Here is a 22,100-nt window from a genome sequence, read left to right as displayed (position 1 = left end):
CGAATGAATCGCGGTATGACGGTTCGTGGCGGTATGACGGTCTGCGGCGGAATGACGGTTAAGCAATTCGTCATCCCGCTGCTTGTTAGCGGCTAAGAGATACCGCGGCGGTATGACGTAGGGCTACAGGTGTCATTCCAGCGCGTGACGCTGGAATCTAGTTCTTATTGTACATTTACTTGGTGTAGAGTTAAGTTTCCTGGATCCAAGTAGTCAAGCTACTCGGATGACAAAGAAATAGGCACTGGGATGAAACCGAAGGGGCTACTCGGATGACAAGAAGAAGGCTACTTAGATGACGGGAGAATTGAATGACATCGTTTACTATACAATGTTTGTACAGTTCTGGATAAAAAAAAGAAGCCTACTTAGCTAACAAATTTATAAACATCAGTATACAACTCATCAACGCTTGGTTCTTTACTATTTTTGGCAAAATCTTCTGACTTTTTTACTAAATCACGTGCTTCCTTATCAATTACTTTACATTCTTCTTCTGAAGCAATTTTATTATCTATCATGTATTTCTTTAAAGTGCCTATAGGGTCATGATTTTGCTTCATATCTTCAACTTCTTCTTTTAAGCGATAAGTAGCAGGATCTGACATCGAATGGCCGCGATATCTATATGTCTTCATTTCAAGCAGAATAGGCCCTTTTCCGCTGCGTGTGTGTTTCGCTGCTTTGCTTGTAGCCGCATAAACAGAGAAAAAATCCATTCCATCAACTTGTTTTCCAGAAATACCAAAACTTTCTCCTCTTTTATATAACTCTGTTACTAAAGTTGATCTTTGCACAGAAGTTCCCATTGCGTATTCGTTATTTTCTATGATGTAAACCACAGGCAACTTCCACAAAGATGCTATATTAAATGATTCATATACTTGTCCTTGATTTGCAGCACCGTCACCAAAATACGTGAATACCACGTTATCTCTTTTCTTATATTTATTAGCAAATGCTATTCCTGTGCCAATTGGAACTTGTGCTCCCACTATTCCATGGCCACCGAAGAATTTTTTTTCAACGTCAAATACGTGCATCGAACCACCTTTACCTTTCGAGCATCCTGTTTCTTTGCCAGTGAGTTCTGCCATTACAACATTTGGATCAGAATCACATGCGAGCATTAAGCCATGGTCTCTATAACTTGTGATAAAAGCGTCGCCTAATTTTGATGCAGCTTGAGTTCCAACTGCAACTGCTTCCTGTCCTATTGATAGGTGACAGAACCCGCCTATTAATCCCATTCCATATAATTGGCCTGCTTTTTCCTCAAATCTGCGTATGAGTAGCATTTTCCTGTAGAATCCAATTATCTGTTCTTTAGTGAAATTTTCTGCTTTCATATTGGTTTCTTTTTCATTAAACTAAGATAATATCAGAAATTTTTAATATTTTATAATAAATCTCAATGGATTACTACCACTGGCTTGAGGCTTTTCACGTTATCTCCGCCATTATGTGGATGGCAGGAATGCTTTATTTACCCAGGCTTTATGTCTACCACGCAGCTGTAAAGCCGGGATCAGAAAATGATAGCTTGCTTCAAACAATGGAAAAGAGGCTACTTAGATATATCATAAACCCTGCAATGCTTTTCTCACTTGGTCTTGGAATTACATTAATGATTATAAGAGAAGCATATCGTGAAGGGTGGTTTCATGTGAAAGCACTAGCATTATTTTTTATGTTTGCTATTCATGGACTACTTGCAATGCATAGGAAAAGTTTTGCAATGGGTTCAAATGAAAAAAAACACGTTTATTTTCGTGTTTTAAATGAAGCAGTTACAGTATTGATAATAGTTATAGTTATTATGGTTGTTGTAAAACCTTTTTGACTGACCTTACCCAGAAAAAGCAGAAAGCTCGTATCTGTTCAGATGCATGGCTAATGTACAATACTGAAATAAAAATTCCAGTGCTCCCTTTCTTGTCATCCCAGTGCTTGGCACTGGGATCCAGCTTTCTTTACAAATTCACCAAAAGTGCTTCATTCTATAACGAAAAACCCATACTCACCAAACTCAATGCATTACTTGCAATTAAGTTTCCTGGGTGCCAGTGTCAAGCTACTCGGATGACACCATTCTTTTTCCTGGATCCCAGTGTCAGCTACTTTCATAACACCCTGACAACCGTCATCCCGCTATGTGTTAGCGGAATCTATGCTAAGAAATACCGCAGCGGTATGATGTAGGACTGCTGTCATTCCAATGCTTGACATTGGGATCCAATTTTATAAAAATCTATTGTGCTAGCAAGTTCACTAGCGTCACATGCTGGGGTGTGCGTGTTTATTCTGTTAGACATTTAATGTGATTGTATGTAGGGTTTTGAAAAAGACATACCAAATATGAAAGGCCTATATATTAAAACTTACGGCTGTCAGATGAACGTTTATGACTCCGTTTTAATGGAAAATATAATTAAACCTTTGGGGTTCAACGTTGTTAGTGATGCAGAAAAAGCTGATTTGGTGATACTGAACACTTGTCACATTAGAGAGAAGGCAGCAGAAAAGCTTTATTCTGAGCTCGGGAAGATTCATTCGTCACGAAAAGAAATGACTATAGTGGTGGCTGGATGTGTAGCGCAAGCAGAGGGAGAAGAAGTATTCAGAAGGGCTCCATTTGTGGATATTGTTGTTGGTCCGCAGAGTATCGCTACTTTACCGGAGCTGATAGTCAAAGCAAGCAGAAGTAAAGGTCATGTAATAAACACTGATTTTCCTGAAGTTGCAAAGTTTGATAAATTGCCAGATGAATGCTATGGCAATAGCCAGGGATCTTCTGCGTTTCTTGCCATACAAGAAGGTTGTGATAAATTTTGTACGTTTTGTGTAGTACCCTACACTCGTGGAGCTGAGTATTCACGGCCAGTGAATGAAATATTTCGTGAAGCATTCAAATTAGTTGCAAATGGGGCGAAGGAAATCAATTTGCTTGGTCAGAACGTCAATGCTTACCATGGGAAATGCGAAGGGGAAGTGTGGGATTTAGGAAAATTAATTAGTCATATTGCTAAAATTGAAAAGTTAGAAAGAATCCGCTATACAACTTCCCATCCAAGAAATATGCACGAATCTCTCTACTTGGCGCATGCGGAAGAACCAAAACTCATGCCATTTATTCACCTACCTGTACAGTCAGGTTCAAATAAAATATTGCACGCAATGAACAGAAAACATACTGCAGAGGAGTATTTGGAAATAATAAATAGGTTTCGCAAACTGAAACCTGAAATCGAATTTTCTTCTGATTTTATTGTTGGGTTTCCTGGAGAAACCGAAAAAGATTTTGAGGAAACTATGAAGTTAGTGAGAAAAGTAAAGTACGCTCAGGCTTATAGTTTTAAATATAGCCCAAGACCAGGAATGCCAGGAGCGGAAAGAAAAGATCAAATACCAGAAGATGTTAAAACAGAACGCCTTCTTCGTTTACAGAAATTAATTAGTGAACAACAACTTGAGTTTAACCAGAGTATGGTAGGCAAAACTATTTCTGCTTTGTTCAGTGATAAAAAAGGCAAACATCGAAACCAAATTATTGGTAAAAGCCCATATATGCAATCAGTGTGTATTGATGATCCTGAAGGTAAATACAGGGACAAAATAGTAAACGTGAAAGTGTTGGAAGCTTGGCAAAATAGTTTGTTGGGGTGTGCTGCCTAATTAGAAAATAGTGCTCCTGCGTTCTTGTGCAGAAGCACTTTGTGTAGTTTTTTCAAGTTTATAAGCTATCTAGATTTAATACTTAAGGGACCATGACTCTGTGTTACGTAATCATATGAGACTTGATATAATAGATTTGCGGGATTTTTTTTCTTTTTCCACTGATAGCGTATTTTCTCAATCTCTCCATAATTATTATATTCATAAGAACGTGATTCCCAAATAAAGCTGCTTTTACTATTGCTTTTGTTGGTATCATGAAATTCCTGATAAGGCCAATTGTTTTTATTCATCTTCAACCTAAGAAATAAATCTAATGAGTTAATATCTTGTATATAAAATGTCAATGCCTAATCTATGTTTATAGAAACAGAGTTTTTGAATTTGTAATTTTCCAGAAAACCCTATATTCTTTAGTTTTACATAGCGAACATGAAGTCAAAGCATTATCCTGATACAGTAAGTAGTCCTGATTTTTCGTCGTTAGAAAAAGAAATCATAAAATTTTGGCAGGAAAATAAAGTTTTTGAGCGGTCAGTTGGAGAACGTTCCAAGGATAATTGTTTTGTGTTTTATGATGGGCCTCCGTTTGCAAATGGCCTTCCCCATTATGGACATTTACTCACTGGCTTTATAAAAGACGCATTTGCAAGATATCAAACTATGCTTCAAAAAAGGGTTGAACGTAGATTTGGCTGGGATTGCCATGGACTGCCGGCTGAGATGGGTGCAGAAAAAGAACTTGGAATATCTGGTAGAACTGAGATAGAAAAATTCGGCATTGAAAAATTCAATAACCATTGTCGTACTTCTGTAATGAGATTTTCATCAGAGTGGGAAAAATATGTCAATAGGCAGGCAAGGTGGGTGGACTTTCACAACGACTATAAGACCATGGATAAATCATTCATGGAGTCGGTCATGTGGGCATTTAAACAGCTTTATGATAAGGGTCTGGTGTATGAATCAGTACGCGTTGTTCCCTATAGCTGGGCGTGCGAAACTCCATTATCCAATTTTGAAACAAGGCTTGATAACGCGTATAGAGAAAAGACTAGCAAAGCTGTAACTGTTGCATTTGAGCTTTTAGAAAACCCACAGCAGTTTAAAAGTGTTAAACAAAAATGTAAATTACTTGCTTGGACTACAACTCCTTGGACGTTGCCGAGCAACTTGGCATTGGCGATAGGAAAGGACATCAAGTATTGTGCAGTGTCAGTCCACTCTTTGGCAGCGCGTGACGCTGGAATCCAGGAAGGTAATAAATGTTTGCATGCTGAAGTGACATCAAATCAACCTAATGAAATATATATCTTCGCTGAAAGCTACCTAGAAAAATTTATCAGCCACTCTGAACAAAACAATATTCCATATGAAAATTGCAATATAAAACTTAAAGCGAATGATCTTGCAGGCCTTTCCTATAAGCCGCTGTTTGATTACTTTAAAGATACAAAGAATGCATTCCGTGTTTTCATTGCTGATTATGTTACAGGAGAAGATGGTACTGGTGTTGTACACACTGCTCCTGGATTTGGTGAGGAAGATTTTTACCTTTGCCAAAGTCATGGTATTCCAGTTATTTGTCCAATTGATAACAGTGGAAAATTTACTGCTGAAGTTTCAGATTTGGCAGGGGTTCATGTTTTTGATACCAATGATACAGTAATAAAAAAATTGAAAGAACAAGGAAACTGGTTCAAAACTGAGCAATATATTCACAATTATCCACACTGCTGGAGAACTGATACTCCTTTGATCTATCGCACTATGCCTTCTTGGTATGTTGCCGTTACAAAATTCAAAAGCAGAATGGTAGAGCTAAATAAGGGAGTTAATTGGATACCAAACCACATTAGAGATGGTCAATTTGGAAAATGGCTTGAAGGGGCACACGACTGGTCAATTTCACGCAATCGATTCTGGGGTACTCCGATTCCTGTGTGGCAATCAGATGATACAAGATATCCAAGAGTGGATGTATATGGTTCGATAGAAGAACTAGAGCGAGATTTTAATGTTAAAGTAGATGATTTGCACAGACCATTTATCGATACTTTAACGAGGCCAAATCCTGATGATCCAACAGGAAAATCAGTTATGCGTCGTGTGCCTGACGTATTTGACTGCTGGTTTGAATCTGGCTCGATGCCATTCGCACAAGTCCACTATCCGTTTGAAAATAAGGAGTGGTTTGAAACTGCAGATTTTATCACTGAATACATAGCGCAAACCAGGGGGTGGTTTTATACGCTCTTTGTATTGTCCACTGCTTTGTTTGATAGGGAACCATTTAAGAACTGCATATGCCACGGTGTTGTTTTGGATGTAAAAGGGCAAAAATTGTCCAAGCGTTTGAATAACTATGCAGATCCAATGGAGGTTTTTGATAGATATGGTTCTGATGCACTGCGTTTTCTTATGCTATCTGGTTCCATTGTCTGCGGTGGTAATTTGCTACTCGACAAAGAAGGAAATTCGATACGAGATGTTCTGAAAAACGTAATAAAACCTATTTGGAACGGTTATCACTTTTTTACCATGTATGCAAATGCAGATGGAATTAAAGCTGAAGTTTGTAAGGATTATCAAAGTACTATTGATCGCTACATGATTTCCAAATGTTTTGAAGCTGTAGAAAGTATCCAAACTTCTATGAACAGCTATAACTCCCAAGAGGCTTGCAAAATTTTGATGAACTTTTTTGAAGTGCTAAACAATTGGTACATTCGTCGCAGTCGCGAGCGTTTTTGGAAAAGTGATTTGGATCAGGATAAAACTGATGCTTATAATGTTCTATATACGGTTTTTTATTACATACTAAGAGCTGCAGCCCCTTTGTTGCCACTTATAACAGAGAATATATGGCAAGGGCTTAAGTATGAAGAAACATCTGTTCATTTGGCTGATTTCCCACAATTAGAGAAGTTTGATAGTCAGCTCATTGCCAAAATGGATCTAGTGAGAGAGATATGTAACTCTGCACTCTCTACTAGAAACACGTTTAACATACGTATCAGACAGCCACTTAGTAGTATGACGATTTATCATCAGTTTTCCTATGATTCTCTTAAAGATGAATATCAAGAGATAATAAGAGATGAGGTAAATGTAAAAGAATTAGAAATAGTAAATGAGTTAAAAGAAGTTGCGTCACTAGAGTTAAAATTAAATTTTTCTATGCTTGGAAGAAGAGTTCCAGATAAAATCAAGAAACTAGTCCAATATGTCAAAGAGGGGAAATGGAAGCAAATTGAAAAAACTTACCCCGACGTCATCCCAGTGCTTGACACTGGGATCCAGATGCAGATTCCAGCGTCACGCGCTGGAATGACAGAAGGTTCCGCAAAAGGTTCAATATTTCTGGGAGATGAAACAGAGAACTATATCATAGAAAAAGGCGAATATGAACTATTATTAAAAGCAAACAGTGAATTCTCCTCTGTATTTGATAACAACAAAGGGGTTGTTATCCTAAACACTACTTTAAATGATGAATTGATTCTAGAAGGGCTCGCGAGAGATATTGTGAGGCTCATTCAAGAAACTAGAAAACAAGCTGATTTTCATATATCAGATAGAATTAGAGTAACAATCAAAACAGAAGATGAAAAAATTAAGGAAGCAATAACTACATGGAATAAATATATAAAAGAGCAGACCCTTGCCTTATCTTTGGACATTAATAAAGAGATCGAAGCCGACTTCTATTCTAAAGAATATCAAGATTTGATAGTTGGTATCAAGTTAAGTTGTTAATAAAGTTGCAAAGTTACTAATGTTTATGCTATACTTAGGTTACTTTTAGATAAGGTTATAATATGAGTCAGGTTACTGCAGATGGTGAAAAAGTTGTTGATTTTAATAACAATAATAGTGATTTAGGTAAAGTAGAATCTACTTCTAATGTTGCTTTGGAAGAGGAAGAAAAGTTTTTTGATGCTATGGAAGATGTTTCTAATGTAGAAGAAGGGAATGATTTAGGTCTTGCTAATCCAGAAGAGGAAGAAGAGTTTTTTGATGCTGTAAGTGAGCAGGATTGGTTAATTAAACAAATAGCTGCTTTTAATGTTCCACTCAGTATATTTCATTATAAAGATTATAATTCTGACTTTTTTACCTCTTGGTATAATATGTCAAGCGAAATATTGAAAGAGATAAACAGAGCTTGCCCAGAGAAAAGAGTATTAAATTTAGCTCTGTCAGTTTTAATGCTTCCTTATATTGCTTTTACTGCACTGGGATTAGTCGTATACAGTAGATTTAAAGCAGACAGTAAGACACAAGCTGATATAAGTGAAGATAAGGCAAAAAAGGGTGAAACAAGTGTACCGAAAAGATTGGCATACGGCGCTCTTGCTGCAATAGCAATTTTTGTTAATGTGGCTGTACTTGTAATATTACTGATTCCTGAAACTCTAGCTTTGGCTACTTTTTATCTTTTAAATAGGAAATTATCTCATTCTTTGATTGCTGCTGTTAAAATAAGTAATGGGTTATATAAGAATGAGCATCAAAATATTGAAGTGTCTTTTCATGAAATAGAAGTTCCTGAGCCAAGCATTGCATATAATATGGAAATAAAATTTCCACCGCAATTTAAACAATTACTTAGAGACTTATGCGATAATGAAAATAATGAGTGGTTCGATGTGACGCGGGATTCAGAGCATAATGTTGTGCTGAAATTATCAGCTAAAATCAATTTAAAAAATGGTCTTAAGCCCTTGCGTAATGAAATCAAGGATATACTTGCAACTTCCATTCAAGAATTTGCAAAAGCTATGGAAGAGTTGATGAAGCTAGAAAAAAAAGATATTACATATGATAAGTTGAATGAATTATTGAATGAATTTAGGCTAAAAATGGTGAGTAGTATCGATTCTAAGTTGACAACTCACTTAATAGAAAATGCTTATCAAGTTGCTTTTATACAAGCAATTAAATTTCAGCAGGGTAGACGAGGGGAAGATTTTTCACTGGAAGATGAGCTAAAAAATACTTTAGTGAAACAGAAATTAGAAAGTCAAGGTAAGGAATTACCAAATGAAAAAGAGATAATAATAAAAGGTCTAAAAGAAGCAGGAGCAAAAGTGCCAGATGCTTTAGACGATAGTGAGCTTCCTGTATTTAAAGCAGAGTGGGAACGACTTAAAGAAGAAGGGAAAATAACTAAGAAAACAATAATTGATGTTTATAAGGATACATATCCTGGAAAAACAGAGAAAGCTTTAAATAATGCTAAAAATAGAATTAAGGATTTAAAAGAAGAAGGACAAGAAAGATATATTAGGATACATGAAAAATTGAAAGCAATATATGATGAAGGAAAAAATAACTTAACAAATGATGATTTAAAAAGGAAATTAGAAGGTCTTTTTAAGTTTGAGTATGATGATCAAGAAGTTGAGCGAAGGCTAGTAAAATCAGTAATGAAAAAAGCCAAGGGTGAGTTAGGTCTATTAGGCATGCTAAACTTAATAGATCAGTTTCGAGATTTAGAAGAGGAAGGTCCTTTTAGTGAGAAAGGTTTAAAAGAAGTTTCAGATAAAGTGAATGATTTTATAGCAAAGGTATATTTAGAAATAACGAAATGTAAAATACAAAATTTATTTAAAGATCAAGCAAAGGGTATAGAAAATTCATGTAAGCTGTTAGAGGAAAAGGAGCCGGATTTAGTACAGAGGATTAATGCGCACCGAATGGAAATTGCAGAATGCTTAGATCAACCTGTATCATTAAGAAAAGTAATAGAAGGAAGTGAGGATTTAAATAAGTACTTAAAAGATGAACGAAATAGAAAAGGAGAAAAGCATCCAAGTGCAAAATTAATAGAGAAGCACTTGAAAAATAACCGAGAAATTCTAAAAATATTAGAACAGTTAGAATTAGAAAAAGCAGAATTATTGATAAATGAAGAAACAAAAAGTAATTATAAGGAAGAACTAGAGTCTTGTGAAAAAATAAAATTTGCAATAATAGAAGATGATTTACTTAAGGTATTCAAGCATAGAATTTTTGATGAAGAAGCAGTTAAGAAGTTGTTAGAGAAAGCGGAACTTGAATACTATTTGGCAGAAAAATGCATAAAAAGTCCTGTGATAAAAACAAAAAATAATATCAAACATTTTAGTCAAAATTTATTGTCTCCTTTAATAGACAGGCTGGTGGAAAATATAGTAAATAATGTACCAAAAAGCGATAAGAGTTCATGGTTGCAACCTATAAGAGCTATTCAGACAGGCTGGGGATATATTAAAACAGGTCTTGCCGTTGCAAACGGGGATAAGAGCACAGAAGGAAAAGCGTTGAGTGTGGCACATGATACTCATAAGGAAGTAGAGACATTTCTTCAATGTTTTCAGTCAAATTATGAAGGTGTTGGAGCCTTTTTAGGTAATTTATTTTCTGATGATGGAGAAACATTTAAAAATGATGTATGGCCTAAAGTAGAAGAGCATTTGCGTGGAATGTGGGATAGATTTTTTAAGGATATTGAAGTCAATATAGGAAATAGATTGGATGAAGTAAGTGTAACACAGCAACTGCAGGAAACTGTGATTACAGCCTAAGGATGAGCTCTCAAAGTTCCTTTTGTACTTTCACACACTAAGTTAACTATCATATTTGATTCCTTTTGGATTTCCTCTTCAGTTAAAGTGTGAGTTGGAGAGCAGAAAGTAACTGAGAATGCTATAGACATCTTGTTCGGCTCTATGTTACTTCCATGGTATACATCGAATATCAAAACTTCTGTGATGAGCTCTGAGCTTTTTTTTACCACATTGATTATGTTACCTACTTTCACATCCTTATTTACAATAAATGCAAAATCACGTTTTACACTTTGGTATTTATAATCGATAAATTTCTTTCTACTTACAGGTAAATTTTCAATATTTTCTAATATCACCTCAAAACCTACAACTTTTTGCTTGATGTCAAAAAGATCTAATATATTAGGATGCAACTCTCCAAAATAACCTGCTACTTTATTTTTAAAAGAGAGAGTGCCTGACTTTCCTGGGTGGTAATGTTCTTTTTCTGCTCTCTCTATCGTTAAATTATCGCAATTGACGTTAAAAAACTCCAAAGCTGCTATGCAATCAGCCTTTGCGTCAAAAACATCTACTTTCCTATCAGTATTATAATGGTTTCGCGGTAAATTATTTCCTGTTCTTATTCCACTTAAAACATGTTTAGACTGAGCTTCACCATCGTAAATTGGCCCAATTTCAAAAATTGCAAGATCAGATGTTCCATGGGTAATATTATCAGCAGTTACTTGCAACAAGTTTGGTATGATACTTGGTCTCATTATATTAAAGTTATTATTAAACGGATTATCGATGATAAATAACTTATTCGAGTAACCAAATTTTTCAGCTGTTGATTCACTCATAAACGACCAGGTTAGCACTTCATGAAACCCTCTGTTTGTCATCAAAATACGCAAATTGTCGTATGTACTATCTACTTCTTCAACATTATTTGGTAGTGGTTCTTCTTTTATTTTGTCATAGCCGTATATTCTTGTTACTTCTTCAATTAGGTCAGCAGGTATAGTCACGTCCGGTCTCCAGCTTGGTACTTGTACATTCCAATTGCCTTCGGTTTTTTTATCAATATTAAACCCTAGTTTCGTTAAGATATCGAACACTTCATCAGGCAATACAGACACACTTCCAAACTTGTTCGCATCCTGATAATCAAAGTTCACCTTGGTGTCAGCCTTATCTAAGCTGCCGGCAGACACTACGCTTGAGGCTTCTCCACCACATAAATCCAAAATCATTTTAGCTGCAAGATTGAGTCCCTCAAGAGTAAATCCAGGATCAACTGAACGTGCAAATCTGTAACTAGATTCTGTGGAGATGTTCATCTGCCTTGCAGATTTGGCGATAGATATAGGGTCAAACCAAGCAGACTCTAAAAAGATATCAGTAGTTTCAAGAGTACATTCACTGCACTTTCCACCTATAATTCCAGCAACTCCATGAATATTTTTACTATCAGAAATAACGCTTGTGTCCGTGTTTAATAAGTATTCTTTACCGTTCAAACCAGCAAATTTTTCTCCGTTGTTTGCTTTGCGTACTGTGAGCTCTCCTTCTATTTTTTTTGCATCATACGCGTGCATTGGGCGGCTGAAAGATATCATAATATAGTTAGTAATGTCAACTATTGCAGAAATGGAGCGCATTCCTATCGATTTCAGCCTATCTTTTAACCATTTTGGGCTTTCTTGATTTTTTACATTGGCGATGTATATTCCACTAATAAAACTTTCCCCGTCAGTAACTTCAACATCGATTGGTGAATTTATGGAGCTGGTAAGTTGTGGAATGCTTAAAGTCTTTAATGTCTCAATTCCAGTTGCAGCAAGGTCGCGAGCTATTCCATAAATGCCTAAGCAATCTCCACGGTTTGGAGTAACATTTATATCAATTACAGGGTCACAATTGAAAAATTTATCCCCTACTTTATAATCATCAGAAAGCTCGATTATTCCTTCACTTTTCTCTTGAACCAGCGCAAGTTCAGAAGCAGAGCAGAGCATCCCTTCACTTAGCACTCCTCGTATTTTTGTGGGCTTGATTGTGAAATCACTTTCTGGCAATGTGCTACCAAGAGATGCAAGCACAGTTTTCATACCTTCTCTAACATTGTTTGCTCCGCAAACTATTTGTAGAATTTTACTTCCGTCATCTACTTTACATAATTTTAATTTATCAGCATTTGGATGCTGTATCACCTCTAATACTTCTGCAACAATAAAACCAGCTAATTTGGTATTGTCGATCACATCTTCTACTTCTAACCCTATGTGAGTTAACTTATCGGTAATTTCTTCTAAACTAGCATTGGTTTCTAAGTGTTCTAATAACCAAGATAATGTGAATTTCATGAACCTTTAAAGAAATAAAAGAGTTATTGTAATATAAAATGTAGTGCTTTTAAAGCTTGTTGTAGTGGAATACTTCTACATCATAAACAATGATGTAGAAGCTTTTGTAACTTTATATCTTCTTGTAAAGAGAATCGATCTTCTCGATATCACCTTTTAAATCTATCTCCATAGAGAGCTTAAGATTCATATTGTGGTTATCTTCATGGAAGTTATGAATGTAACCATCAATAGTTAAGTTTCCTATCATGTTATGGCTTTTATCTAGTATTTCGCTTCCCATTTGATAATAGCCAGTATATTCGTTAAAGGAGCCATCTGTTAGTTTGATGTATCCACTACCAAATTCCTGCTCTAAATTTAAAGGATGACTAGTGTTAATAAAATCTATTTCGTTCATAATAATACCTCACTAAAAATTAAATTATAATTAAAATAAGATGTTAAGTCAAGATATTGAATGATTTAATAAAATTAGTAAGTTTTAAAATACAGAGCTGACTGTAATTAACACTCTAATTACATATTTTGTTAATGTATCAATGTTATAATAATACAAAGCCTTATCTTAATTCTTGACATTGTCCTATAAAATTCATACTTTATTTACTGTTTATAGTTCAGATTAAAATGGCATTAAATCCACTGGAACAGTTTAAAGTATATACAATAATAGAGTTACCTAGGTTATTTGGGTATGACGTAAGCTTTACCAATTCATCTCTTTTCATGATGATTTCGGTGATATTGGTGATACTCTTTTTGCTTTTTGGAATAAAGAAGGGGTCAGTAATACCAGGATATTTGCAAGCTGCAGTTGAATATGTATATGATTTTGTTGTTTCAATAATAGAAAATAACACTGGAAGCAAAGGCTTGCAGCACATTCCATTGATATTCACAATATTTATTTTCATTTTATCATGTAATTTAGTTGGTGTTCTGCCTTATAGTTTCACGGTCACAAGTCATGTGATAGTCACCTTCGCTTTATCGATGGTAGTTTTTACTTATATAACGATTGTTGGGTTTAAGGAAAGAGGAGTAGAATTTTTACGTATATTGCTACCAAAAGGAACTCCTTGGTGGCTTGCACCTGTAATAATTATTATTAAGTTATTTGCTTATTTAGTAAGACCGATTAGCCTATCGATAAGGCTTGCAGCAAATATGATTGCGGGTCATACGATCATCAAAGTGATAGCAGGATTTATTGTGAATATGAACATATTTTTCACTCCTGCGCCGTTTTTGTTCATAATTGCATTGATAGGATTTGAAGTATTTGTTGCAATTTTACAAGCTTATATATTTACTATATTAACATGTGTATATTTGTCAGATGCAGTAAAGTAATTGACTTCCTTGTAGAATATTTTACAATTATATTATAAAGAAATAATTAAAGGTAATATATGGATTTAGTAGCTTTAAAGTTTATAGCAATTGGTTTAGCTGTGTTTGGAATGCTCGGTGCTGGTTTAGGTATAGCTAATATCTTCTCTGCTATGTTAAATGGGATTGCGAGAAACCCTGAATCAGAAGGTAAAATGAAAAGTTATGTTTATATTGGTGCTGCCATGGTTGAAATCATGGGATTGCTTGCGTTTGTACTTGCAATGTTGTTAATATTTGCTGCTTAACAGATGCCACAGCTTGATGTTTCAACTTTCTTTTCTCAAGTTTTTTGGTTTTTAATTTTTTTCTCTTCACTTTTTTTTATAGTAAGTTGTTTATTTTTACCAAAGTTAGATGGAATAATAAACACTAGAAGTAAAGGGGTGTTGGACTCTTTTAATAGCTCTGTTCATCTTTTAAGACTTACAGAAGATCAGATTGCCAAGTATAATGCCGCTTTAAACCAAGCTAGAATACAGGCAAAAAAAATCATAGATGATGCACTTGCTCAGGTAGAAGAAATGAGAGCTAATGTTAAGAATATATTAGAAGAGGAAGACAAAAAAAAGAGCAAGCTTATTGAAGAAAAAGTGGCAGAATTTAAATCTGAATATACTGATCAGTTAAAACAAATGGCTACTAGTATTGCTTTAATTTATTATACTAAATTGACCAATTCTGAAATTGAAGAGGAGTTTGTTGCTGATTTGGTGTCCAAAGAATTTTAGGGGTTTTTATGTCTACATCACTGATTATCGGTCTTGCCTTCTTGGTAAGTTTTGTCCTTTCGTATAAATTGCTAAAGAAAGTGATAAAAAATGCGCTTAACAATAAGCGTAACAAAAGCAAATTTTCAAGTGAAGAAACTGAAAAATTCAGGGAAGATATGTTGGAGTATTACAAAAAATCTTCTAAAAAATACAAAGAATTAGATGCAGAAGTTAATAAAATGATGAATGAAGCACTTGATAAAGCTAATAGTATCATTAAGCACAATAGACAGCAGCTAGATCAGACATTAGATGACAATGCCCATTCTAACTTGAAGAAAGTCACTGACCAAGTTGAAAAAGCTCTTGGAGATTTACAGGCTAACACAGCGAATATAGCTGCTGATGCTGTAAAAAAAATAATGCATGAACGTAAAGATGATAAGCGTAGTAGCGAGGTCATATCTTCATTTTCACGTGACTTAAATAAAAAATTGCATTAGATTTGATGCAACAATTGCCTATACTTCAAGTTGATAATGTAGAAAAAATTAAGTTTGATTCTAGTTTGTGCAAAGAGCCAGAGAAACTTTTTTACTATAAATTTAATATAATTCCTTGGCAAAAATTAAATGATACTACTTTTTTTATGGTTGAAGACACAAGCCGAGATATCAACCGTTGGGTCGAAGCTCATTACGGTATTGACTATGTATTAATAAAAGTGGATAGCGAACAGATTTTAAATCTTCTTAACTCGCACTTTGGTATTTCAGAATTTGCAAGCAACTACTTATATTACAAGAATCCTAATTTTTCAGCTAAAAGCATTAAACTAAGCTCAATATTTTTTGCTTCTTTTTTTATTGTAACTTCAATTTTAACACTAACAGAGAAATATACATATTTTGCTTTGATGTTGATATTTATAATCGGATGTTCTAGTTATTTATTCAAGTTTATAGCTACAGTTTTTAGCTTATGTGAAACCTCTAATCAAAAAGTGGATTATAGTAAGCTGAATGAACCTATATATACTATTTTACTGCCTGTATTTGAAGAAAGTGCAGTAATAGGGCAATTAATTGAAAGCATTAAAAGTTTGGATTATCCAAAGTCGAAATTAGATGTAAAGCTTCTGGTAGAAAGTGATGACCAGGAAACGCTGGCAGCTATAGAAAAGTATACTTTACCACAGTATTTTGAAGTAATAAAAGTGCCTCATTCTTTGCCTAGAACAAAAGCCAAGTCATGCAATTATGCTATGAGCTTTGCTAGAGGAAAGTATGCAGTAATATATGATGCAGATGATAAACCAGACCCATTGCAGTTAAAAAAAGCACTGATTGAATTTAATAAGGGCGGCGATAGGCTTGCCTGTGTGCAGGCGAAATTAAATTACTATAATTGTGATTATAATTTTCTCACAAAATTCTTTTCTCTGGAGTATATGAACTGGTTTCAATACTTATTGCCTGGATTCCAAAAAATGAACATGCCAATGCCTTTGGGTGGTAGCAGTAATCATTTTTCAGTAAAAATTCTAAAAAAATTGTTTTTCTGGGATGCTTATAGTGTTACCGAAGATGCTGACCTTGGTTTGAGACTTGCGCAAATGGGATACAAAACCAGGATGATTGACTCAGAAACATTGGAAGAGTCACCAATTGCTGTATTTGCTTGGATTAAGCAAAGAGCACGCTGGATCAAAGGCTATATGCAAACTTATATTGTTCATTTAAAAAATATAAAGTCTCTTTATAAACACACTGGATTTAAGGGAATTTTGCTATTGAATCTTTTTGTTGGCTCTGCAGCTTTTATATTTTTTACTACTCCATTTTTACTGCTTTCATTGATATTAACTAAAGTTTTAAATGAATTATTTTTGTACTACTTTGTAGTGGTATACGTTACTAACCTGATTCTTTTGGTAATAGCTGTCAAACAGCAAAAGATGCCTTTTTATTTTTATATAGTATCGATATTTTTTCCGGTCTATAGTCTGCTACATAGTGTTGCAGCTTTTCTTGCCTTGTGGGAATTTATTCTTTACCCTGAGCGATGGAACAAAACTCAGCATGGTTTATGGAACAAAAGCAATCAAAACCTGTAGCTATTTGGCTTTTTCTCTGCTGTATTATGGTAATTCTCATGGTGGGGATTGGTGGATTTACCAGACTTTCAAAAGCAGGATTGTCAATCACGGAGTGGAAACCCATCACTGGAACATTGCCACCACTGAGTGGACAAGATTGGCTACAAGAAAAATTAAAATATGAAACTACACCTGAGTATAAAGCATTTAACTATGGTATGAGTATGGAGGAATTTCAGGCTATATACTTAATAGAATATGTACACAGATTGGTTGCAAGACTAACAGGTTTAGTTTTTGTCCTGCCATTTATATATTTTACATTAAGAAGAAAAATATCTAAAAAGGTAGTAATAAGGCTATTTATGGCATTATTATTTGGAGCTTTACAAGCTTTTGCTGGTTGGTATATGGTTAAAAGTGGTTTAGTAACTGAACCTCATGTTAGCCACTATAGGCTTGCACTTCACTTATTATTAGCATTAATTGTCTTTGCATTATTGTTATATCAATTTTTTGATTACCAAATCAGGCCAAAGCAAACTAAACTTAAGATTAGTAGTGACACTATATACTACACAGGGATGATTTTGGCCCTAATTGTAATGCAAATAATTTTCGGTGCATTTGTTGCGGGATTAAATGCTGGTTTGATTTACAATACCTTTCCACTAATGGAAGGACAAATCGTTCCAGAAGATTTATTTTTCTTACACCCCATATGGCTGAATATCTTTGAGAACAGAGCGACAGTGCAATTTATACATCGAGCACTGGCATTGCTAATACTAGCTTTGGTAGTAATACTCACAGTAAAAAATGCTAGCGTAAAACCGGTATATATTATGCTGCTCTCCGTTATCATTCAGATCATTTTAGGTGTAATTACTCTATTATTGCACATACCAATAGCCATTGCCATAGCTCATCAAGTGTTTTCATTTATCTTGTTTGGGTCAAGTTTATACTTCTTGTGTTATTTAAGAAAGCAGACTACATCACCAGTCTGTACATTTTTTCCTTCTTGAACGAGAATATTTTTTATCACCATTGCTGCTTCAGCACATATGATATTTTCCATTTTCATTGCCTCCACCACAAATAAAGGTTGTCCTATTTCCACCTGATCTCCTATATTTACGTGCAACTTAACTAATAAGCCAGATATTGGGGATTTTACAGCATCTACTGAAATCCCTTCTGTTTCATTATTTAGCATTAACCTACTTAATTCAGCTACATGAGGCTTAAATATACAACACTCAGCTTTCATGCCTGCATGTCTTATGAAGTATTTGCTGCCTTGTTTTTCTACTTTAAGTGTTATATCGGTATCATCGTTAATCGTGATGTTTAGCAACCTATAACTTGATTCCCACTTGCCTACTACAGAGTATGTATTGTGGTTATATACTGTTGTTAATATATTATCTTGGTGCTTTGCATCTATAGGGTATTTATTGTCATTTATTACAACTACAAGCGTTTCATTCACTGCTTTATGATGGTACCTTTCTTCATTTTCCAAATGAACATATAACGCAGTGAAAATAAATATTTTAATATACTCCTCTGTAACAAAATCGCCGTGAAACCCACTAGAGTAATGGTCTGGAATGAATCTCGTGTGGAGCTTTGCTGCAATAAAATTTGGGTGATGGAAGATGGATTCTAGAAATTCTATATTATTTGTTACTCCTTCTATATAGCATTCAGACAATGCTTTTTGCATTCTGCTGATCGCTTCTACTCTATCTTTTCCATATGTTATAACTTTTGCAATCATTGAGTCATAGAACGTGCTAATTTCTGAACCGCTAGCTACTCCATCATCTATTCTTACATAATCATTTTCACCTGGTTTATCGTAATATTTTATTCTTCCGCTGGAAGGGAAAAATTTCTTCGATGGGTCTTCAGCGCAAATTCTACTTTCTATTGCAGAACCAGTAAGTTTAATATCATCCTGATTGAATCTCAATTTCTCTCCACAGGAAGTTCTAATCATTTCTTCTACTATGTCTATTCCAGTTATAAATTCTGTTACTGGATGCTCAACTTGCAATCTCGTATTTACCTCAAGAAAATAGAAGTTTTGGTCTTTATCTACAACAAACTCAACAGTGCCTGCTGAAAAATAGCCAACTTGCTTTGCCAGAGAAACACATTGGACATACATTTTTTGTCTTATTTCTTCACTAATGAATGGGCTTGGCGTTTCTTCCATTATTTTCTGGTTATTCCTTTGTATCGAGCATTCTCTTTCTCCAAGACACACTATATTGCCATATTTATCTGCTATGATTTGTATTTCAATATGTCTTGGTAGTTCTATATATTTTTCTATAAAGATACTGCCATCCTTAAAACTTTTCTCTGCTTCATTTGTGGCTGATGTAAATGCTAGTTCAATTTCTTTTTTGGAGTTTACAATTCGCATTCCTTTGCCACCACCGCCTGATGCAGTTTTTAGCATAACCGGAAAGCCAATCTCCTCAGCAACTTGAGCTGCATGGGCAGCATCACTGATTTTACCCATATATCCTGGCACTACATTCACTCCAGCTTTTCTTGCCGCTTCTTTTGCTGTTATTTTGTTGGCTGTAACTTCTATTGTTTCTGCACTTGGCCCGATGAAGTCTATATTGTGTTTTTGCAGAGCACGTGGAAAATCTGGATTCTCTGCTAAAAAACCATAGCCAGGATGAACTGCCTGCGCACCTGTTTCAACTACTACTTCACATATTTTTTCAATGTTTAAATAACTAAGGCAAGATGGCGAAGGGCCGATATATCTTGACTCATCTGCTTGTCTTACATGCACAGAATTTACATCTGCATCCGAATATACACAGACACAAGATATACCCATCTTATGGGCAGTTCTGATAATCCTGCAGGCAATCTCTCCTCTGTTTGCTATTAAAATCTTATTGTACTTCTTTTCTATCATCTTATCAGTATACTTTCTTAGCTTGAGAAAGTAAATTTCTATATCATTGCCTGCAGGTAATTTCTAGCTTCATGCTGCAGCTAAACCACCATCTAAAAGTTGCATAATATCAGGATCTGTCACTATAGTACTTTCATCATACAAGCCGTATATCCCGTTACATGCCTTAAACAACAAACATGTAGATCCTCCAGAAGCTATTGTAGCTACTGAAGCTAATGCAAGAGATTGAGAAACCAAAAATAAAAAGTACAAGGATAAACACAAGGCAGCAATACACGCTATAGCTCCTATTATGTATAAGCACAAATGAAATTTTCTATTACATATAAAACCGCCCTTTATACCTGCGATTTGCTTAGCTTCTTCCCGTTCTGCAGGATCCAAGAAATAAAGAGGTGATACCGCCATTCTTCCATTATCCTTAATGTAGCTTTTATCGCAGAGTGCTTCTTTAATATATCTCTTATTATCCTTAAGTTCCTCTTTTAATTTTTCTAATTCTTTCCAATTTTTAGCTTCTTTTGCTTTCTTGACTCTGCCCTCAGTATCTTCTTCTAAATACTTTATAATCTCCTTTAATGCAGATAACAGGATTCCTCTGCTTGCTGCTATATGAAATGGGTTTCCATTTTCATCAAGACTATGCTTAGCTACACAAGCAACTCTTTCCTTGCAAGCTTCAATAAACTTATCTTTATCTCCTGCTTTTGCAACTTCAAATAAGTCAGCCATAACATACCTCGCTATATTTAACTAACACTAAATTATACAACACGATTTATTAAAAATAAAGAAAATTTAATCTCTCAGGATAAATAATTTATAGTAATTCTACATTGTTACAAACGTGGATTTTGGGTATCATGGCCTATACTTTACTGTAACAATAACATGCTAGACATAGTCACTAGATTCGCTCCATCACCAACAGGGTTTTTGCATATTGGTGGGGCTCGTACAGCTTTATTTAATTGGCTCTATGCAAAGCATCATGGTGGCAGGTTTTTGCTAAGGATTGAAGATACCGACAGAAAACGTTCAACACAAGAAGCAATTGATGCGATTATAGAAGGACTAAAATGGCTCGATGTGAGTTATGATGGAGAAATAGTATATCAGTCAAAAAGAATAGAGCGGCATAAAGAAGTAGCAAACCTTTTAGTTGAGAAGGGTAGGGCGTATCACTGTTATTGCCCTGAGACAGAAAGGAAAATAAAAGCGAGAGAAGAGGGCAAGATATACAAGCATAAATGTACTAGTGTGACATCAGACGTAAGACCTGTTGTTCGCTTTAAAGTGCCAGACTCAGAAGATATTATTGTTGATGATAAAATATACGGTCAAGTTAAGGTAAATAGCGAGCAGCTTGATGATATAGTGATCTTACGCTCTGATAACACTCCAACATATATTTTTGCCGTAGTGGTTGACGATCATGATGCTGGAATAACTGATGTAATACGTGGCTCTGACCATCTCACTAATACCTTTAAACAGCTGCTAATATACCAGGCTCTTGATTTTGACATTCCACGCTTTGCACATGTGCCGCTTATCCATGGGGAAGATGGGAATAAGCTATCCAAAAGGCATGGTGCCACAAGCGTTTGCGATTATGAAAAGATGGGAATATTGTCAAAAGCGATGCGTAATTACTTGCTGAGACTTGGCTGGAGTCACGGCAACGATGAGATTATTAGCGATGAGCAAGCAATAGAGTGGTTTAATTTAGAAAGTATTGGTCGTTCGCCTGCACAGCTTGATTTTAAAAAATTAGAGCACTTGAATAACCACTATATTAGTAATATGAGCAATGAAGATATTCTGGCTCTAATACTTGGGGAAAATACTCTAACTGACAAAAAAAAGGGCTATTTACTGCAGGGACTGACAGAGCTGAAAAAAAGAGCAAACTACCTGACCGAATTATTGGATTTAGCAAAGTTTTATATTCAAGATCCGCCACTTGATTTAAGTGAAGAAGCTCGTCAAATTGTCAAATCTAACCTCAATATAATTAAGTTACTCGCATCATTTCTGTCAAAGATCGGTGATGAAAATTGGAATAAGGTTTTTTTATCTTCTCAGATCAAGGAATGTGCAAAATCACATGATATGAAAGTAAGCGGTGTATACCACTCATTACGTGCCCCTATAACTGGAGTAATGGATGCACCTGGAATCATCGATATCATGGTGATTCTTGGTAAGGACGAGTGTATAAGAAGGTTGCAAGCAATTTAAATGAAACAAAAAAACTTACTTGACAAACCCTGCCAGCCCCCTTACCATGAAACTGAAGGTATTCAGTTATCTTCATCTGTGCAGATTAAACAGCAAGAAAACAACGTAGTT

Annotated in this window: 17 protein-coding genes; 11 read left to right on the top strand and 6 right to left on the bottom strand. The window is 35.1% G+C overall.

Going from position 1 to position 22,100, the window contains the following annotated elements; translation table 11 throughout:
- Nucleotides 1–368: 368 nt before the first annotated feature.
- The gene (pdhA, locus tag OZD67_RS01445) at nucleotides 369–1,349 is read right to left on the bottom strand and encodes a pyruvate dehydrogenase (acetyl-transferring) E1 component subunit alpha (RefSeq protein WP_182183103.1); all 981 of its coding nucleotides are present in this window, start codon (nucleotides 1,347–1,349) and stop codon (nucleotides 369–371) included.
- Nucleotides 1,350–1,414: 65 nt separating this feature from the next.
- On the opposite strand from pdhA, the gene hemJ reads away from it, so the two are divergent.
- Nucleotides 1,415–1,843 (top strand): protoporphyrinogen oxidase HemJ, encoded by a 429-nt coding sequence (hemJ, locus tag OZD67_RS01440; protein ID WP_182183101.1) that lies wholly within the window; start codon nucleotides 1,415–1,417, stop codon nucleotides 1,841–1,843.
- A gap of 515 nt (nucleotides 1,844–2,358) precedes the next feature.
- On the top strand, nucleotides 2,359–3,675 hold the full coding sequence (gene miaB / locus OZD67_RS01435; RefSeq protein ID WP_182183097.1) for a tRNA (N6-isopentenyl adenosine(37)-C2)-methylthiotransferase MiaB: 1,317 nt from the start codon (nucleotides 2,359–2,361) through the stop codon (nucleotides 3,673–3,675).
- A 65-nt stretch (nucleotides 3,676–3,740) separates the two neighbouring features.
- Here the strand turns inward: miaB and OZD67_RS01430 are convergent, their stop codons facing one another.
- A complete protein-coding gene (locus OZD67_RS01430; RefSeq protein WP_259346624.1) occupies nucleotides 3,741–3,968 on the bottom strand; it encodes a hypothetical protein in 228 nt (75 codons plus the stop codon).
- A 139-nt stretch (nucleotides 3,969–4,107) separates the two neighbouring features.
- On the opposite strand from OZD67_RS01430, the gene ileS reads away from it, so the two are divergent.
- Nucleotides 4,108–7,434, top strand: coding sequence for an isoleucine--tRNA ligase (ileS, locus tag OZD67_RS01425; RefSeq protein ID WP_182183095.1), 3,327 nt, complete (start codon nucleotides 4,108–4,110; stop codon nucleotides 7,432–7,434).
- A gap of 62 nt (nucleotides 7,435–7,496) precedes the next feature.
- Nucleotides 7,497–10,247, top strand: a complete 2,751-nt coding sequence (locus OZD67_RS01420; RefSeq protein WP_182183094.1) for a hypothetical protein — start codon at nucleotides 7,497–7,499, stop codon at nucleotides 10,245–10,247.
- Here OZD67_RS01420 and pheT read toward each other — a convergent pair.
- Both pheT and OZD67_RS01410 read right to left on the bottom strand, forming a co-directional pair.
- Entirely contained in the window at nucleotides 10,244–12,583 is a 2,340-nt protein-coding gene (gene pheT / locus OZD67_RS01415) for a phenylalanine--tRNA ligase subunit beta (RefSeq protein ID WP_182183092.1), read from the bottom strand. The two genes, OZD67_RS01420 and pheT, sit on opposite strands and share 4 nt — an antisense overlap.
- A gap of 112 nt (nucleotides 12,584–12,695) precedes the next feature.
- Nucleotides 12,696–12,983: a hypothetical protein gene (locus tag OZD67_RS01410; protein ID WP_182183090.1), complete on the bottom strand. Its 288-nt coding sequence runs from the start codon at nucleotides 12,981–12,983 to the stop codon at nucleotides 12,696–12,698.
- A 230-nt stretch (nucleotides 12,984–13,213) separates the two neighbouring features.
- On the opposite strand from OZD67_RS01410, the gene OZD67_RS01405 reads away from it, so the two are divergent.
- From OZD67_RS01405 to OZD67_RS01380, 6 genes are read left to right on the top strand one after another with little or no spacing between them, the layout of a single operon-like run.
- The gene (locus tag OZD67_RS01405) at nucleotides 13,214–13,939 is read left to right on the top strand and encodes a F0F1 ATP synthase subunit A (RefSeq protein ID WP_182183089.1); all 726 of its coding nucleotides are present in this window, start codon (nucleotides 13,214–13,216) and stop codon (nucleotides 13,937–13,939) included.
- A 59-nt stretch (nucleotides 13,940–13,998) separates the two neighbouring features.
- A complete protein-coding gene (locus OZD67_RS01400; RefSeq protein ID WP_006014985.1) occupies nucleotides 13,999–14,226 on the top strand; it encodes a F0F1 ATP synthase subunit C in 228 nt (75 codons plus the stop codon).
- A 3-nt stretch (nucleotides 14,227–14,229) separates the two neighbouring features.
- Nucleotides 14,230–14,709, top strand: a complete 480-nt coding sequence (locus OZD67_RS01395) for a F0F1 ATP synthase subunit B family protein (RefSeq protein WP_182183087.1) — start codon at nucleotides 14,230–14,232, stop codon at nucleotides 14,707–14,709.
- An 8-nt stretch (nucleotides 14,710–14,717) separates the two neighbouring features.
- Nucleotides 14,718–15,194, top strand: a complete 477-nt coding sequence (locus OZD67_RS01390; RefSeq protein WP_182183085.1) for a F0F1 ATP synthase subunit B family protein — start codon at nucleotides 14,718–14,720, stop codon at nucleotides 15,192–15,194.
- 14 nt (nucleotides 15,195–15,208) lie between these two features.
- Nucleotides 15,209–16,807 carry a glycosyltransferase family 2 protein gene (locus tag OZD67_RS01385; protein ID WP_182184184.1) on the top strand — a complete coding sequence of 533 codons (1,599 nt, stop codon included), beginning with the start codon at nucleotides 15,209–15,211 and terminating at the stop codon, nucleotides 16,805–16,807.
- Entirely contained in the window at nucleotides 16,756–17,817 is a 1,062-nt protein-coding gene (locus OZD67_RS01380; RefSeq protein ID WP_182183084.1) for a COX15/CtaA family protein, read from the top strand. Before OZD67_RS01385 ends, OZD67_RS01380 begins: the two co-directional genes overlap by 52 nt.
- Here the strand turns inward: OZD67_RS01380 and OZD67_RS01375 are convergent.
- Both OZD67_RS01375 and OZD67_RS01370 read right to left on the bottom strand, forming a co-directional pair.
- Nucleotides 17,766–19,742, bottom strand: a complete 1,977-nt coding sequence (locus tag OZD67_RS01375; protein ID WP_182183082.1) for an acetyl-CoA carboxylase biotin carboxylase subunit — start codon at nucleotides 19,740–19,742, stop codon at nucleotides 17,766–17,768. The two genes, OZD67_RS01380 and OZD67_RS01375, sit on opposite strands and share 52 nt — an antisense overlap.
- 69 nt (nucleotides 19,743–19,811) lie before the next feature.
- Nucleotides 19,812–20,477: an ankyrin repeat domain-containing protein gene (locus OZD67_RS01370; RefSeq protein WP_182183081.1), complete on the bottom strand. Its 666-nt coding sequence runs from the start codon at nucleotides 20,475–20,477 to the stop codon at nucleotides 19,812–19,814.
- Nucleotides 20,478–20,636: 159 nt separating this feature from the next.
- Between OZD67_RS01370 and gltX the strand changes: the two genes are divergently transcribed.
- Nucleotides 20,637–21,989, top strand: a complete 1,353-nt coding sequence (gltX, locus tag OZD67_RS01365; RefSeq protein WP_182183079.1) for a glutamate--tRNA ligase — start codon at nucleotides 20,637–20,639, stop codon at nucleotides 21,987–21,989.
- The last annotated feature ends 111 nt before the right edge of the window (nucleotides 21,990–22,100 follow it).

It is taken from the genome of Wolbachia endosymbiont of Drosophila nikananu, from assembly GCF_028981865.1.
GTDB classification, from domain to species: domain Bacteria; phylum Pseudomonadota; class Alphaproteobacteria; order Rickettsiales; family Anaplasmataceae; genus Wolbachia; species Wolbachia pipientis_B.
Note: the sequence above shows the minus strand (reverse complement) of the source record. Positions and strands in the feature narration are given on the sequence as shown.

Coding starts and splice junctions, on each gene's coding strand:
- OZD67_RS01370 (WP_182183081.1), bottom strand. CDS start 20,477: ATGGCTGACTTATTTGAAGTTGCAAAAGCAGGAGATAAAGATAAGTTT.
- pdhA (WP_182183103.1), bottom strand. CDS start 1,349: ATGAAAGCAGAAAATTTCACTAAAGAACAGATAATTGGATTCTACAGG.
- OZD67_RS01380 (WP_182183084.1), top strand. CDS start 16,756: ATGGAACAAAACTCAGCATGGTTTATGGAACAAAAGCAATCAAAACCT.
- OZD67_RS01390 (WP_182183085.1), top strand. CDS start 14,718: ATGTCTACATCACTGATTATCGGTCTTGCCTTCTTGGTAAGTTTTGTC.
- OZD67_RS01395 (WP_182183087.1), top strand. CDS start 14,230: ATGCCACAGCTTGATGTTTCAACTTTCTTTTCTCAAGTTTTTTGGTTT.
- ileS (WP_182183095.1), top strand. CDS start 4,108: ATGAAGTCAAAGCATTATCCTGATACAGTAAGTAGTCCTGATTTTTCG.
- miaB (WP_182183097.1), top strand. CDS start 2,359: ATGAAAGGCCTATATATTAAAACTTACGGCTGTCAGATGAACGTTTAT.
- OZD67_RS01420 (WP_182183094.1), top strand. CDS start 7,497: ATGAGTCAGGTTACTGCAGATGGTGAAAAAGTTGTTGATTTTAATAAC.
- hemJ (WP_182183101.1), top strand. CDS start 1,415: ATGGATTACTACCACTGGCTTGAGGCTTTTCACGTTATCTCCGCCATT.
- OZD67_RS01375 (WP_182183082.1), bottom strand. CDS start 19,742: ATGATAGAAAAGAAGTACAATAAGATTTTAATAGCAAACAGAGGAGAG.
- pheT (WP_182183092.1), bottom strand. CDS start 12,583: ATGAAATTCACATTATCTTGGTTATTAGAACACTTAGAAACCAATGCT.
- OZD67_RS01410 (WP_182183090.1), bottom strand. CDS start 12,983: ATGAACGAAATAGATTTTATTAACACTAGTCATCCTTTAAATTTAGAG.
- gltX (WP_182183079.1), top strand. CDS start 20,637: ATGCTAGACATAGTCACTAGATTCGCTCCATCACCAACAGGGTTTTTG.
- OZD67_RS01430 (WP_259346624.1), bottom strand. CDS start 3,968: ATGAATAAAAACAATTGGCCTTATCAGGAATTTCATGATACCAACAAA.
- OZD67_RS01400 (WP_006014985.1), top strand. CDS start 13,999: ATGGATTTAGTAGCTTTAAAGTTTATAGCAATTGGTTTAGCTGTGTTT.
- OZD67_RS01405 (WP_182183089.1), top strand. CDS start 13,214: ATGGCATTAAATCCACTGGAACAGTTTAAAGTATATACAATAATAGAG.